This window comes from Corynebacterium ciconiae DSM 44920 (assembly GCF_030440575.1).
Classification (GTDB): domain Bacteria; phylum Actinomycetota; class Actinomycetes; order Mycobacteriales; family Mycobacteriaceae; genus Corynebacterium; species Corynebacterium ciconiae.
In genome coordinates this window covers 811,127-825,681 of the sequence record NZ_CP047189.1, presented here as the reverse complement: position 1 = coordinate 825,681, position 14,555 = coordinate 811,127, and the positions used below count along the sequence as shown (strand labels likewise).

Annotated in this window: 12 protein-coding genes and 1 pseudogene; 4 read left to right on the top strand and 9 right to left on the bottom strand. The window is 62.6% G+C overall.

What is annotated here, in order from left to right:
• Positions 1-487: 487 nt before the first annotated feature.
• Entirely contained in the window at positions 488-892 is a 405-nt protein-coding gene (locus CCICO_RS03620) for a DUF3040 domain-containing protein (RefSeq protein ID WP_018020313.1), read from the bottom strand.
• Between the two features lie 194 nt (positions 893-1,086).
• A complete protein-coding gene (locus CCICO_RS03615) occupies positions 1,087-1,518 on the bottom strand; it encodes an SAV_6107 family HEPN domain-containing protein (RefSeq protein ID WP_018020314.1) in 432 nt (143 codons plus the stop codon).
• Positions 1,519-1,722: 204 nt separating this feature from the next.
• Here CCICO_RS03615 and CCICO_RS03610 point away from each other — a divergent pair, with 204 nt between their 5' ends.
• Positions 1,723-2,244, top strand: coding sequence for a GNAT family N-acetyltransferase (locus CCICO_RS03610; RefSeq protein WP_244264013.1), 522 nt, complete (start codon positions 1,723-1,725; stop codon positions 2,242-2,244).
• Here CCICO_RS03610 and metF read toward each other — a convergent pair.
• The gene (gene metF / locus CCICO_RS03605; protein ID WP_018020316.1) at positions 2,241-3,176 is read right to left on the bottom strand and encodes a methylenetetrahydrofolate reductase [NAD(P)H]; all 936 of its coding nucleotides are present in this window, start codon (positions 3,174-3,176) and stop codon (positions 2,241-2,243) included. The genes CCICO_RS03610 and metF overlap by 4 nt on opposite strands.
• 265 nt (positions 3,177-3,441) lie before the next feature.
• Here metF and CCICO_RS03600 point away from each other — a divergent pair, with 265 nt between their 5' ends.
• Entirely contained in the window at positions 3,442-4,521 is a 1,080-nt protein-coding gene (locus CCICO_RS03600; RefSeq protein ID WP_018020317.1) for a polyprenyl synthetase family protein, read from the top strand.
• Positions 4,503-6,023 (top strand): annotated as a pseudogene (locus tag CCICO_RS03595) (alpha-(1->6)-mannopyranosyltransferase A); the annotation flags it as partial. The gene CCICO_RS03600 and the pseudogene CCICO_RS03595, both read left to right, overlap by 19 nt.
• A gap of 60 nt (positions 6,024-6,083) precedes the next feature.
• Here the strand turns inward: CCICO_RS03595 and CCICO_RS03590 are convergent.
• On the bottom strand, positions 6,084-6,452 hold the full coding sequence (locus tag CCICO_RS03590) for an Rv2175c family DNA-binding protein (RefSeq protein WP_018020319.1): 369 nt from the start codon (positions 6,450-6,452) through the stop codon (positions 6,084-6,086).
• 71 nt (positions 6,453-6,523) lie between these two features.
• Here CCICO_RS03590 and pknB point away from each other — a divergent pair, with 71 nt between their 5' ends.
• Positions 6,524-8,815 (top strand): Stk1 family PASTA domain-containing Ser/Thr kinase, encoded by a 2,292-nt coding sequence (gene pknB, locus CCICO_RS03585; RefSeq protein ID WP_018020320.1) that lies wholly within the window; start codon positions 6,524-6,526, stop codon positions 8,813-8,815.
• A 131-nt stretch (positions 8,816-8,946) separates the two neighbouring features.
• On the opposite strand, the gene CCICO_RS03580 is transcribed toward pknB, so the two are convergent.
• The 5 genes from CCICO_RS03580 to CCICO_RS03560 all read right to left on the bottom strand — a co-directional run bounded on the left by CCICO_RS03580 (position 8,947) and on the right by CCICO_RS03560 (position 14,511).
• Positions 8,947-10,338 carry a class II 3-deoxy-7-phosphoheptulonate synthase gene (locus CCICO_RS03580; RefSeq protein WP_018020321.1) on the bottom strand — a complete coding sequence of 464 codons (1,392 nt, stop codon included), beginning with the start codon at positions 10,336-10,338 and terminating at the stop codon, positions 8,947-8,949.
• 69 nt (positions 10,339-10,407) lie between these two features.
• Positions 10,408-10,932: a polyadenylate-specific 3'-exoribonuclease AS gene (locus tag CCICO_RS03575; protein ID WP_018020322.1), complete on the bottom strand. Its 525-nt coding sequence runs from the start codon at positions 10,930-10,932 to the stop codon at positions 10,408-10,410.
• A gap of 211 nt (positions 10,933-11,143) precedes the next feature.
• Positions 11,144-12,421 carry an acyltransferase family protein gene (locus CCICO_RS03570; protein ID WP_018020323.1) on the bottom strand — a complete coding sequence of 426 codons (1,278 nt, stop codon included), beginning with the start codon at positions 12,419-12,421 and terminating at the stop codon, positions 11,144-11,146.
• Between the two features lie 193 nt (positions 12,422-12,614).
• The gene (locus CCICO_RS03565; RefSeq protein WP_018020324.1) at positions 12,615-13,364 is read right to left on the bottom strand and encodes a lysophospholipid acyltransferase family protein; all 750 of its coding nucleotides are present in this window, start codon (positions 13,362-13,364) and stop codon (positions 12,615-12,617) included.
• A gap of 181 nt (positions 13,365-13,545) precedes the next feature.
• Positions 13,546-14,511, bottom strand: coding sequence for an ROK family glucokinase (locus CCICO_RS03560; protein WP_018020325.1), 966 nt, complete (start codon positions 14,509-14,511; stop codon positions 13,546-13,548).
• Positions 14,512-14,555 lie beyond the last annotated feature (44 nt).

Sequence of the window (14,555 nt, the reverse complement as noted above, 5' to 3'; positions counted from 1 at the left end):
GGCCGGCTGACCTAGGCCCCACAATACCCCACTTTCCCCCACTTTTGACAGTTAGCGGCGCGTAATTCTTTTTCGCTTTCCTAAATGCACAGTTCACAGGCATATTTTTCGGTGGGAGACAGTGGGAGACGGGCCAAGAGAAGCTGGATTTTTTCGCCACACTGGCGCACTGGAGACGACTAGAGTGCGCCCTTTTCCCACCATCCCCACACTCACCACAGCTACCTTTCCGCTTTTCAACTGCGATATCTCCTCGCCCCACACTCCCCCACCCTCACAGGTGGGGCGTAGTGGGGGATCGCGGTGGGAGAAAGTGGGGAATTGCGGACAGACCAAAGACAACCCCGCGCGCCCCAATCCCTCCCCCACGGCCGCAACCCAGGCGAGGCTCGGTTCAAGGCGCAGAAAAAAGCGCGCACCCTCAGAGGGCGCGCGCAGTATTTGAAGTAGAAGCTGTGTGAGCTCCTTAAGCGGAAAGGGCTACGGTTTAGCGATCACCGAAACGACGTCGGAATCGATCTTCCATCGAGCTGCTATCCCGACTTGGGGCCGCCGAGGGGCGGGAGCTGCCGACGGTGCGCAGCTTGGGCCCTGCGGGAGCAGCGGTAGGATCATCGCCGCCGCGCAGCATCCACAGCCCGGCACCGAACATAATGAGAAAGCCCACGACACTGAGTGCAATGAACCACAGGTTGGTCTGACTCAGGGCAATACCACCAACTAGGACAAGAAGGCCGATCACACCAACGGCGATTCCGCGTAGGCTCAGAGCCCCCGAACCACCACCGAAACCGGACTCCTCCTCAATCGAGGAGCCAAACTTGGGATCATCTGCAAGTAGTGACTGCTCAATCTCACGGAGAAGCTTTTGCTCCTGCTCTGAAAGCGACACTGTTCCTCCCGGGCGGGTGTGTGGCTGGGCTCTATCGGCAGAGCGCCTGCGGTGATGGGGTCTTCAAACTACTACAACGAGCCACCGACGAGAATTGTTCCGCCCACACTCTCGCCGCGATATCTCCACCCCCACTGAGCCACTACCACCCCTGTGCGACAAGCGCCGCGGGGCGGTGGAGGCGATCGAGCTGCCTAGGCTGCCGTAGAGGTGGGATGTAGCTGCTCATCGACTTCGTCTAGAAAGGACTCTACCAGCCGCATCAGGGTACCAACACGGGCTGGAGAAATGTGCCGATCAAGACCATTAAGTGCACGCTGTCGCACCCGGGAGAAGCCTTCAAAGAGGTCCGCATACTCCGCTCCCCTCTTGTCCACTAGCCGTAATTGATCCCACGCCGAGCGTGGCAGACGCCGCCTCTTCCCCACAGGACTATCGGCTACCCTCGCGCCCGCCAGGCGCAATGCCGCCCGGTAGCCGTACTCGAGTGCGTCGAGCAGCTTGCCATCCTGCAGCGCCTGCTGAGCGGCTTCATAATTATCCACCCCGCTCTGAAAAAGGCGAACCTTGTGCGGAGGGCGGGGACGAAGAGGAGAAACGGTGGAAGATACGATCGGGGTGGCCATAGCTAGCTCCTTAAATATGTGCGTCTGCTGTGTACGTTCATCTGTGACACTAGGCCGCCCAGGGGACACCCCATCCGATATGTTCGAACACGTGTGCGAGTTTACTGTTCGACTGATTCCACCTACGCACGTCTGCGAAAAATGGTTGGATTAGTAGGTATGACCGTGGAGGAAATACGCGAGCTCAACACAGTCGAATTTTGTATGCTCGCGCCGCATTTGGTGGACATCTATATCCGCGCGATGGGCTACGACCCCGCCATGTCCGACTCCCGGATTTCCGCGTGGAGGCACAACTCCCGCAATCGCGATTTTCATGCCTTCGCCGCAGTGCGCGACCGTGCCGTTGTGGGAGTGGCCTATGGATTCCGCAGCAACACCACCCAGTGGTGGTTTAATCAGGTTTATCACGGTGTTCGCCAGAGCTATGGGCCACAGAGCCCCCAGCTCGATATTCTCGCCGACTATTTCGAACTCTCCGAGATCCACGTCGACCCCGCCTATCAGGGCCGCGGCATCGGCCGTCGCCTCATCACAGCGCTTATCGACGCCGCCCCCACGCACATTCTCCTCTCGACCCCAGAAACCGCCGGGGAAAATAACCGCGCCTTTAGCCTCTACCGTTCCCTCGGCTTTGAGGACCTCCTGCGCGATTTCCGCTTCCTCGGCGACTCTCGCCCCTTTGCGGTGCTCTACCTGCCTCGCGACACCGGCGCCGCAGGCTAGGCGGCAGCCTGCCATTTGGGCGCCATGCCCAAGTTGTGCAAAACCTCTTGGGTGGCACGGGCAAAGTTCATCGTCATGAAGTGCAGATCCTCCACACCTTCGTCGATAAGCCTCTCGGCCATTTCAGACGTTACCTCGATACCCACGGCCCGAACGTGCTCATCGGTCTTCGCCGAACGCAGGCGCCGCTCAAGTGAGGAGGGCAAAGAGGAGCCAGAAAGCTCGACCTGGCGACGCGCGGAACGCAGGCTCGTAATCGGCATCAGCCCAGGAATGACCGGCTTCACCCCATGCACCGGATCCGCGGCGGCAAGTCGATCACGGAGCCGCAGAAAATGCTCGACGTCAAAGAACATCTGCGTGATGGAGAATTCAGCCCCGGCGCGAAGCTTTTCCAAAGTCCAGTGGGTGTCGGCCTCAAGGTTCTCGGCGCGGTAATGCCCTTCGGGGAAGCTCGCGACACCGATGGTGAAGTCGCGGCATTCCTCGATTGATTTCGTGAGCCGGATGAGATCGATGGCGTAGTTGAGCCCACCTTCGGTGGGAACCCACTCCCCGAGCGGGTCCCCCGGTGGATCGCCGCGTAGGGCCAGAAGGTTCGTCAAGCCCAGGGAGGCATAGTCCTTCAGGATGGATTCCAGCTGTGCGGCAGAGTGTTCCACCAGTGTGAGATGTACCAAGGTAGTCAGGGGGTGTTGAGACAGCCGGCGCGCGATGCGGCCGGTGCGCTCGCGGGTGGTTCCGCCCGCCCCATAGGTGACCGAGGCAAACGCCGCCCCAAGGTCGTGGAAGGTGCTCGCCGCATCCCACATGCGCTGCTCGGCTGCGTCGTCGCGCGGGGGCATAAATTCCACCGAGAAGGCCACGCGGGAATCGCGCGGGGCGGTGATGGCGTCGATAACCGAACGGTGCTGCGGCTGTGTAGTGGACATGGTGGTGCATTAAAGCACAGACAAACCGCTTTGTGCGTGAATTGCCCCCAAAAGTGAACAGAGCGGTTCATTTTTGGGCGAAATCACTGTTACCGGACGCGCATGGATTCCACCGGGCGGACTGCCGCGCTGGGGCGCACGCACCGCGTGTCTGGGGTACACGCTAGAGTCAACATAGATACAACCTAGGCCCTCCTTGCCGCCGGTTGGGGCCGTGCCGGCCCCCGCACCCTATCGATCTGGAGAGACCGTGATGTCGACACACATGGAGCTGTTCACTGACCCCATTCAGGCCGTACCGCCGGTCGTGCGTGAACATCTAGTGAGCTATTGCGCGCAGCGTAATCATGACTCCCTCGCAATGGACGAACACGTCCACCTCGGCACCGCAGTGTTGGAGGATTTCGTTCTCGGCGGCGGTAAGCGCATGCGCCCGTTGTTTGGCTGGACCGGCTTCATGGGGGCCCACACCCCCGAGTGCAGCGAGAACATCGAGGCTGTCACCACTGCCCTGTCGGCCTTGGAGTTCATTCAAGCCTGCGCTTTGATCCACGATGACATCATTGATTCCTCGGATACCCGGCGCGGATTCCCCACCGTGCACCGACGGGTGGAGGCCTATCACCGCGAGCATGGTTTCTCTGGCGATGCCCGTCATTTCGGCGAGTCGGTGGCCATCTTGGTGGGCGATATGGCATTGGTCTACGCCGATGACATGGTGATGGACTCGGGATTGTCGGACGCGGCGCTGCGCCGGATCCGCGAGCCGTGGCGGGCGATGCGCCACGAGGTGATCGGCGGACAGATCCTCGATATCACCATTGAGTCCAAGGGCGTCGAGGGGGTCGAGGCCCCCATGCGCGTTAATCGCTATAAGACGGCCGCCTACACCATCGAACGTCCTCTGCACTTGGGGGCGGCTATTGCCGGTGCCGATGAGCGCACCATCGCCGCCTACCGGGCATACGGCCACGACGTGGGCATTGCTTTCCAGCTGCGCGATGACGTGTTGGGAGTCTTCGGCGATCCAGCCATCACGGGCAAGCCAGCAGGCGATGACCTCCGAGAAGGAAAGCGCACGGTGCTGGTGGCACGCACCCTCAAGATTCTTGATGCCCGCGCCCCTGAGCGCGCAGCACGCTTGCGCGAAGGCCTCGGCCACGTAGATAGCCCCGCCGAGATTCGCGAGTTGGCGGATATCATCGCCGAATCGGGGGCCGTGGATGAGGTAGAAGCACACATCACGGAGTTGAAGAATCAGGCACTCAGCGCAATCAGCGCTGTGCCGAGCGTCGAGGGCATTCTCGGCGAGCTTGCGGAGCGCGCGACCGCGCGGAGGATGTAGTGACCATGAGGTGGGCGCATGCACGCTGGGTCGGCCTCGTCGCCGCTGTGCTGATTATCGTGGGATCCTATGGCGGCGGCGCCATTCGCAACCGCGGTGGAGTGCTCGAGGCACTCGGGCTGGACTTTATGAGCTACGGCCACGGCGCCGGGGTGTCCAACACCATTGTGTGGCTGGGCATCATGGGCATTGTGGCCGCTTGGATCCTGCTGGGCAGGCAGGTGATGTGGAATCCTCGGCTCGATGACTCGCGCAAAGCCGCCGACATTCGCACCTGTCTCATCACCTGGGTCGCACCACTACTGCTGGCCGCGCCGATTCTTTCTCGCGATGTCTACAGCTATCTCATGCAAGGTGCCATGCTTCGCGATGGCTTCGATCCCTATACCCAAGGTGCCGCGGTTAATCCCGGCCCCTTCCTGCTGGAAGTAAGCCACGACTGGCGCAATACCACCACCCCCTACGGGCCGCTGCACCTGTGGATCGGCGAGGGCATCACGAGCGTCGTGGGCGATAATGTCACGCTGGGGGTGCTGCTGTACAAAGTGGTCTCCATTATCGGCTTCATCGCCATCGCATGGTCCACTCCGAAGATCGCGCACAACCTGGGCGGCTCCCCGGCCCTTGCCCTGTGGCTCGGTGTTGCCAACCCCGTGATGGTGCTGCACTTGGTGGGCGGGATGCACAACGAGTCCCTGATGGTGGGGCTGGTGAGCGTCGGCCTGCTGTGCGCACTGCGTCGCCGCTTTGTCTCTGCCGTTGCGTTGATCTCGATTGCGGTTTCTCTCAAGGCCACCGCCGCCTTGGCGCTTCCCTTCCTCGTGTGGATGGGCTCCCGCCACCTTGCCGCCCTCCTCGAACGGCGCACATCCCTCGCCGCCACGCTCCGCTCCGTAGCGGCGTTTGTCATAACAGGTGCGTGGATGGTGGTGGAGTTCGCGATCGTCATGGTCGCGATCACCGCTGCGTCTGGGTCGAACTGGGGCTGGGTCTCGCAGATCTCGGGCAATTCCAAGGTGATTAACCCGCTAGCACTGCCCTCGCTGATCGCGGATCTCATCACCCCCGTGATCCTGTTCATCACCGATGACTTCTCTTATAACACCGCGCTGGCGATCACCCGTCCTATCTGCGGTGTCATCATGCTCATCGGCATCGCGGCGGCCTGGTGGTTCTATCGCCAAGACGATCGACGCAACCTTATCGGCATCACCGTGGCCTATGGCTGCGCCGTGGTGTTCAATGCTGTGACCCTGCCCTGGTATTACACCAGTTTGCTCAACGTTATCGGCACCTTCCGTCCCTCGATGAAGGTCATCAAGGCCACCACCCTGCTGTCCATCATCATCGGGCTGGCCTTTACCGGCAGCGGCAACCACCAGCTCTACAACCCTGTGTGGATGGTCCCAGCCACGATCGCCGCCTACTTCGCCACCGGCTACATCTTCTCCGAGGCAGAACGAGAACAGCCCCAGCGCCAGACAGCTGGAACTGGGGCCTAGGGTGAACTTCTCGGGTTGAGGGTGTGTGACGGCGACGCGGCGTCGACAAGCGCGCTGCGGCTAAAGCGCCATGGCCTGGGCGCGGCGCATAACCTCGCGGGCGAGGTGTCCGTGCAGGGCGTCCACAGGCCGGCCGGGCAGAGAATCATCCGCAGTAAAGAGGTACTCGAGGATCTCTGCGTCGGTGTAGTGGCCGTCGGAGAGCAATGCAATCACCCCAGGGACGAAACGGTTGAGCGAACCGTCCTCGTTGAGGAAGCGCTCCGGCACATACTTCACCTCATCGCGCTGCACCACAAGCAGCTGATGATCACGGATGAGGTGGTGCACCTTCGTCACCACTACACCCATGCGCTCGGCTACATCGGGAATAGCCAACAAGGGCTCGTCGGGGCTTAAAACATCCTTGGACACTGGAATGGAACTCACGGCACCCAATCTATTACAGAGTTGACGGTAACGGTTAGCTTAACGTGGTTAATGCAGGCATACTATTCAGCATGACTCAACTGGCGGTCGGCACACTTCTCGATCAGCGCTACCGGGTGGAAACTCTCATCGCTCGGGGCGGAATGTCCTCTGTGTACCGTTGCCTTGACCTGCGCCTTGGGCGCCCCGTGGCAGCGAAAGTCCTCGACGATCGACTCATGGATGATCCCGTGGCGAGGGAGCGTTTCCGCCGCGAAGCGCGCTCGATGGCGCAGCTTTCGCACCCGAGCTTGGTGAACGTCTATGACACCAACTCCTCCGGCGACCACGTATTCCTCATCATGGAGCTCATCACCGGCGGAACCCTGCGCGAGCTGCTTTCAGAGCGCGGCCCGATGCCACCGCACGCGGCCACCGCCGTGATGCGTAGTGTGCTCACCGCGCTGGCCGTGGCTCACCGTGAAGGCATGGTGCACCGCGACGTCAAGCCAGACAACGTGCTCATCAACGGCAACCATCAGGTCAAACTCGCCGATTTCGGCCTTGTGCGCGCTGCCGCGAACTCCCACCACACCTCCGATCAGATCATCGGCACTGTCTCCTATCTCTCCCCCGAGCAGGTCGACGGCTCCTCGGTGGGCCCCGCCTCTGATGTGTACTCCGCCGGCATTGTGCTCTTCGAGCTACTCACCGGCGACACCCCCTTCACCGGGGACAACCCCATGGCCCACGCCTATGCGCGGCTACAGTCCGATGTGCCGCCGCCATCGACGCGCATCGACGGCGTGCCGCCGGAGTTTGATGACATGGTGGCCCGCGCCTGCGCCCGCAATCCCGCAGACCGCTACGCCGACGCCCAAGAGTTTCTCGACGCCGTCGATGAAGCCGCCCGCAGCCTGCACCTACCGGACTTCTCCGTGCCTGTGCCCCGCCACGGCGCGGCCCACCGGGCCACCACCGTGGTCAGCCCTGCGATGCGCCCCGGCCCCAATGAACCGGCGGATGCCGCCAACCGAGGCGGCGAGCCGCGCGAGGGCCTTTTCCCTGATTCCCCCGGCGCGGCAGCGCCTCAGCCGACCACTCAGGAAACCCGCACCTTCGGCGCGGTGCCTCCCGATAGCTCCGGCGGCCCCTTCGTGGGCACCGCCGATCCCCTCGGAGGGCTAGGCGCGGCTGGCGGCCCTCAGGGCGCGGCTCAGCCCACCGCCTACGACGGCTCGGAGACACACCAAGCGCCCGCGCCCAGCCCTGCACGGACCTCCTCTACGCCCCGGCCGGCGGGCAATCGCCGCGGCATCGGGTTCTGGGTCTGGCTGGTTGTCATCGCGCTGGCCACCGCAGCCGTGGCCGTGGGCGGCTGGTGGTTCGGCTCCGGCCGCTATGGCGATATTCCGGAAGTACTCGGCATGGACCAGCAGCAGGCTGTGGCAGCAGTGGAGACCGCGGGCTTTTCCGTGCGCACCGAAGAGGTTTATGACGACGACATCGAGGCCGGACAGGCGGTAAATACCCAGCCCCCTTTTGGCGAGAGAGTACCCCGCGGCCATGACGTGGTGGTGCTCCTCTCCCGTGGCAAGCCCACCGTTCCCAGCATCCCGCAGGACCACGACCCAATAAAGTACGAGGCGGCTGTTCACGATCGCACCCTCGAATGGTCTCTCGGCGAGGCCGCCTACGATGACACTGTCCCAGCCGGCAAGGTGCTAGACGCCTCCCCCTCCCCTGGTACCGAGGTAAAGGTGGGTTCGACGGTGTCGGTGATCTTGTCTAAGGGCCCCGCGCCCGTAGAGGTGCCCGATGTGCGGGGCGACAGCGAGGATTCTGCCCGCAGCGCCCTTGAACGCGCTGGTCTCACCGTCTCCGAGGTGCGCAGCGAATATGACGAGGGGGTGGATCCCGGCGATGCGGTATCTACCATCCCGGACTCCGGCACTGCGCTCAGCCGCGGCGATTCGGTGATCCTCGTTGTCTCCAATGCCATCGAGGTCCCTAAGGTCACTGGGCTGAGCCTCGACAAGGCGAAGGAGAAACTCGCTGAGGCGGGGATCAGTGTGGCCGACGCCAGCTATGTGTCCCACACCGGCTCGGTGGTGGACGAGGTGGCGGGCGTGAGCCCGTCCGAAGGCTCCGGCGTGGATCCGAACAATGCCAGCGTGAGTCTCGAGGTAGCCAACAAGGTGAAGGTGCCCAGTGTCCTTGGCAAGCGCGTCTCTGATGCGGTGAAGCAGCTCACCGAGGCTGGGTTCGCTGTCGACGCCTCCGGCTTGGACAAAAAGGACCGCGTACTGGCGCAAAACCCGCTGCCCGGCCTGACGAGAGACTCGTCCCGCGGCGACATCACCATCGAGCTCTCCGGCTTCTAGCACAGTCCACGCCTAGCACCCCTAGGTTCGGTGCGCGCCACCGCCGGCTGCACGCACAGCAACGGCCCGCCTCCCCCATTATTGCGCTGGGGATGGCGGGCCGTTGTGTGGTGCAGTCTATCGCGAGAAGGCTACTGGTTACGCAGCATCTCGGCGACGAGGAAGGACAGCTCCAAGGACTGCTGGGTGTTGAGGCGCGGGTCGCAGGCGGACTCGTAGCGGCCCGGCAGATCAATATCGGTGATGTCTTCGGCACCGCCCAGGCACTCTGTGACGTTCTCGCCGGTGAGCTCCACGTGGATGCCGCCGGCGTGGGTGCCGAGGGCCCGGTGCACCTCGAAGAAGCCCTGGACCTCGTCCAGCACCTTGTCGAAGTGGCGGGTCTTGTAGCCATTGGAGGAGGTGTGGGTGTTGCCGTGCATGGGGTCGGTCTGCCACACCACCTTGTGGCCGGCGGCCTCCACGGCCCGCACGATCCCGGGCAGTACGGTACGTACCTTGTCGTGTCCCATGCGGGCCACCATCGTCAGCCGGCCCGGTTCCTTGTTCGGGTCCAACTTCTCGGCGTAGGCCACTGCCTCCTCGGGGCTGGTGCCTGGGCCCAGCTTGATACCCACTGGGTTGGAGATCAACGCGGCGAAGTTCACGTGGAAGTCGTCGATACCGCGGGTGCGTTCGCCGATCCACAGCTGATGGGCGGAGAGATCGTACAATCCGGTCTCGCCGTTCTCATCCTGGCCGAGGCGCAGCATGGCGCGCTCGTAATCCACCAGGAGGGCTTCGTGCGAGCAGAAGATGTTGGCGTGGCGCAGCGACTCATCCGAGACCCCACAGGCCTGCATGAAGCTCAGACCGCGCTCGATCTCGCGGGCGAGAGCCTCATAGCGGGCACCGGCCGGAGACTGGGCCACGAACTCACGGTTCCACTCGGTCAGGCGGTAGAGATCCGCCGTGCCAGAGGTGGTCAGCGCACGCACCAGGTTCATCGCAGCCGAGGAGTTCGCATAGGCGCGAATCATGCGGGCCGGGTCATGTCGGCGCGCCTCAGGGGTGGCCTCCACGGCGTTGACAATGTCCCCGCGGTAATTGGGCAGACCGTTAGCGTCCAAGTCTTGGGAACGGGGCTTGGCGTACTGGCCTGCGATACGAGCCATCTTCACCACCGGAGTGGAGGCACCATAGGTGAGCACCACTGCCATCTGCAGCAGAGTTTTCACATTGGCCTTGATGTGCGGCTCGGTATTGGCCTCAAAAGTCTCGGCGCAATCGCCACCTTGCAGCAGGAATGCGTTCCCGAGCGCCACCTCACGCAGCTGATTCTTCAGCACGTGTATTTCCGGCGGCAACACCACAGGCGGCACCGACTCCAGGATCTTGCGTACCGCGAGGGCTTCCTTCTCATCCCACGAGGGTTGCTGCTTGGCCGGGCGCGCCACGACATCGTCGAAACGCTCCCGAATTCCCGCAGGCAACGGGGGAAGATCGGGCAGCTCGGATTCTGATATATCTACACTCCAACTCACACGTTTATTCTTAGCACACCGAACTATTCTCCCCTCCCCCTGCCCACCCCGGGGCTATGACGGCGGATTCTACTTGCGGCGCGGGAGCGACTGGGCCGCCCCATCAAGGCCCAGCGGCAAAGCGTTGGCACAGATGAGAAACTTGGCCCGGTTATGGCGGGCGTCGACAAGCGCATCGTGCACTGCGCTGGGTACTGCGGGAAGCTGAGGCTTGCCGGCCATCTCCCAATACTGCTTGAGCTCGCGCGTAAAGCGCGGCAGCTGCGGCGGCAGTCCGCGCATATCGCCCCACAACTGAGCGAGCACAATGTGATCGTAAGCGCCCACCCACGCCCAGAGCTCGGGACGAGTGCCGTCATGGGTGAGGAAGTCGAAGACCTCCTGGCGGATGGTGGCGCGGGTTTTCCACTCCCTGCTGCCTCGCTCCGGCAGCTTGTCGAGTACATGCGCACGCACCCACTCATTGGCCGAGCGCGGATCAAATTCGCTCGACACCGCGTAGTATTCGCGGCCATCCTCGGCCACTATCCCGATAGATACCAGCTCGATGGTGGTCCCATCCTCAATAAACTCGGTGTCGTAGAAGAATCGCACGGTGTTGTCTGCTTGCTTTCTACGCCCCGGAAACGTGTGTTGCCCCGGCGCGAGCGTGGCCACCTGTGGCCGGTGCGGCGGGAGAGCCACCGCGCACAGCGCACCAGGGGACGGACGTACTCGAAATGTTATTTCAGTCTAAGCACACAGCCCCACCCCGTGCTGAGCGGGGGTACAACTCTCCCAGCGGCGGGCAATAATACTCACTCGACTAAGGGCGCTTCGGCGCGCTTGAAGTGGGCGTGGCAGAGCTGGTGTTGTGCTGGTGCGAGGTTGCAGCGCTTCTCTGAGCAGCGCCAGGCAACAGGTGATCGATGGCCGGCGGCGCCAGAGTCCAGCCGATCACCGGAACCCGCGACAGCAGGTAAAAGCCGTAGCAGGCGATCATCACCACGATAAACACACCGATCACCCACAGCGAGGGGCTCGCCCACACCCCATTGCCCGGCTCGATGAGCACCCCCTCGCGGTAGCGCAGCAGCATGCCGAAGAGCACGGATAGCGCGATAGGGTGGCCAATATAGACCACCAAGGTGTGGCGCCCCACGAAAGCCAAGGCGGAGAAGACCAAGGGCACGCTCGCAAGTGCCACTGCCAGCAGCACGGCCGTGGGCAGCAGCCATAGCCGCCACACAAGCCCCTCGATGAGGTCGAAGAAATCGGAACTCCATCCCCACCTGCCTTCGCCGCGGCCGGGCAGGCCCGCGAGGGCGGTTCCGCGCAGCGACTCCTGCCACCAGTGGTGCGCGGTATAGGCGGCGAGCCCGCTGAGCACATAGGTGACAATGAAGCCCGATCGGGTGCAGCTGCGGGCAAGCCACGTGATCGCTGAGCGGTAGCGCAGCCCGATCATGTAAATGGGGAGATACTGCCCGAAGTGCAGCACGATGGATGCGCTGACGGGGGTGAGCTGCAGCAGCAGCGGGGTCAAGGACAGCGCCACCGCCACTGGATTGCTCAGCGAGCGGGTAGCCCACGCAAAGAGGCAAAACACTGCCAGGCAGTAGAGGAACCAGTACATGCCTTCGCCGCTGAGCACGCTCATGGCCACCCAGCCCGCGCCGCGGTGGGTGAAATCAGCAAAGCGCACCATCTCGAATTCCTTGATGAACAGGTAGATGGGCATCCACACCAGATAGGGCAGGAAGAAAAACCAGATGCGCTTGCTCAGCACCTCGCGTAGGGAAAAGCGCAGTACCTTCACGGAGAAGTAACCCGACACCAAAAAGAACAGGGGCATACGAAGCGGGTCGAGCAGATGGTTGAGCCCGGCCAGCCACGTGTCCATGCCGTGCGGCACCTCGAGGCAGACGTGCAGCAGCGCCACCCCCACGATGGACAGCCCCTTCGCTGCATCGGGCCACTTGAGGCGCTCGGTCACGACCTTATGTTCCTGCACGTGAACCTTCCCGTGGCCGGCGCCATCCGCTTCCACGCTGTGTTCCACATCGGCGGCGTTATACCGCGCTGCAGGCTTGTTGTGCGTCATGCGCCCTTTCACTTTCTCCTTCGCGCCAAGATGGTCATCGAGCGCGCTTATCGACGCTCAGCTGCCGGCACCACCTCGGCTGCGCACGCATAAGCGGCACCGAAGGGGGACCTTAAAGGACCTTCATAACCCTATCGACGCCGCTGAAAAAAGTTAAAAAACCTTGCCTCAGGATAGCCTAAGCGAATAGGCTTTAGCCTTCCCAGTTCAGGGGAAGCTCCGCCCCCTCGGGATACCCCTCGCCCGCTGCGAGCGCATTTTTTACGTCCGCCGCATAGAGATCCACGTAGGGATATCCAGACATCTCCGAGAACAGTGCCGTGATGTGATCCGTCAGCGCCCGGGCAGCCTCGTGGCTATCGGGCTCGAGCCCGCGCTCACGAACGAAAGCAATCGGGTCAATGGGCGGGGCAACCTTCATCCACACCTTTGCGGGACGCACAATCCACGAACCAATGGGATTGGCTTTGCGCGAGTTGATCATCACCACCGGCACGATGGGCTGCTGGCATTCGAGGGCAGTGCGGGCCATGCCCGTTTTTCCCCGATAGATCCGGCCATCTGGCGAACGGGTGCCCTCCGGATAAATGCCGAGCAGATCGCCGCGGTCGAACACCTTCCGGGCCGCAGCGGTGGCATTGGCCGCAGCATCCTCAGAAGTGCGGTCGATGGGCACCTGCCGCAGCGAGGTGAAGAACCACCGTTGAATCTTGCCCACGATGCCGGTGCCAGTGAAGTACTCGTTCTTGGCGAGGAAGGTCAGCTGGCGATCGCACAGCAGCGGGAAGAAGAAGGAGTCCATCACGGACTGGTGGCTGGAAGCAACAATCGCAGAACCGCTAGCGGGAATATTCTCCTTGCCCTCGATCTCCGGGCGGTTATACACCCGCAGGAAGGGTCCAATGAGAATGTGCTTAAACACCCAGTACCACTTGTTATTCATGTGCGACTTCCCTAGCAGATGGGGCGCCGCAGGTGGTGTGCCTCGCTCGTAGGCACGTCAGGGCTCGGCGCCGGTGAATGCGTGATCTGTCCTCCACGAGGACCGTTAACTATAGGTTAGTAGATACAAGCCACCGCGTCCCGAGGTTTCAGCCTCTACACAACAGCGGGTGGGCAAAGTATCACTCCACCGGGGTGAGAAAGCGGGTACGGGCCCGATCAGCGGCACCGATCATTCCTGCATCCGAACCCAGCTCCACCGTCTTGATGTCGGCGAGCGGGCGATGACCCGCACCAACGATACGCTGCGCGAAGCGCTGCTTCGCGGCCTCTAGGTAGAGAGGCGAATCCTTGGCCACGCCACCGCCGACCACGATGAGCTCGGGGTCTAAGATATCGGCCACCATGGCCAGTCCCTCCCCCAGCCAGTGGCTGAAGTGTTCCACTACCTTCAGCGCAGCCGGATCCCCATTGCAGGCGGCTTGCATGATGCGCCGGCCGGTCAGCTCATCCGCCTGCGAGCGGAATCGGCGCACAAAGCTTGAATCCTCAAATTCCCCAGAGCCGATGATCTCTTTGGCGAAATCCGGCAATGCCGTACCGGAGCAATACCGCTCCAAGCAGCCCCGTTTACCGCAGGGGCAGCGGCGCCCATCTGGCACCACAGTGATGTGGCCAAACTCAGGAGCCGTGCCGAAAGCACCCCGGTAAATCTCGCCGTCGTGCATGAGCGTGGCCCCAATGCCCGTACCGATAGCGAAGAGCACCCACGTCTGGGCGTCACGAGCGGCCCCGAAACGATACTCACCCCACGCGGCTGCATTGGCGTCATGCTCCAGCACCACCGGCAGGTCGATGAGCCCTTCGATGTCTGTCCGCACGTTCTTATCGCGCCACGGCAGATGCGGGGCAAAGCGCACCGTCTCGCACTCGGGATCGATAAAGCCCGCGACAGCAAGTCCCACCGCGCCAACCTCGTGTCGAGAGCGCAAAGAGCTGACCACATACGCAATCGCCTCGTCGAGTCCACGTGGGGTGGACGGGGTGGGAACCTGCGTCGAATCGATGATGCGCCCCTCGGGCGTCACGACCGCGCCGCGAAGGTTGGTACCGCCGATATCGAAACCGATGGAGTGGGTGGCAGACATAATAGAGGCTCTACAGGTCCCGTCTCTAGACGTTAAAACTCACC

Bases quoted from the DNA above. Each gene is read 5' to 3' on its own strand.
- CCICO_RS03600 (WP_018020317.1), top strand. From the start codon at position 3,442: ATGGAGCTGTTCACTGACCCCATTCAGGCCGTACCGCCGGTCGTGCGT.
- pknB (WP_018020320.1), top strand. From the start codon at position 6,524: ATGACTCAACTGGCGGTCGGCACACTTCTCGATCAGCGCTACCGGGTG.
- CCICO_RS03615 (WP_018020314.1), bottom strand. From the start codon at position 1,518: ATGGCCACCCCGATCGTATCTTCCACCGTTTCTCCTCTTCGTCCCCGC.
- metF (WP_018020316.1), bottom strand. From the start codon at position 3,176: ATGTCCACTACACAGCCGCAGCACCGTTCGGTTATCGACGCCATCACC.
- CCICO_RS03565 (WP_018020324.1), bottom strand. From the start codon at position 13,364: ATGAATAACAAGTGGTACTGGGTGTTTAAGCACATTCTCATTGGACCC.
- CCICO_RS03560 (WP_018020325.1), bottom strand. From the start codon at position 14,511: ATGTCTGCCACCCACTCCATCGGTTTCGATATCGGCGGTACCAACCTT.
- CCICO_RS03610 (WP_244264013.1), top strand. From the start codon at position 1,723: ATGCTCGCGCCGCATTTGGTGGACATCTATATCCGCGCGATGGGCTAC.
- CCICO_RS03570 (WP_018020323.1), bottom strand. From the start codon at position 12,421: ATGACGCACAACAAGCCTGCAGCGCGGTATAACGCCGCCGATGTGGAA.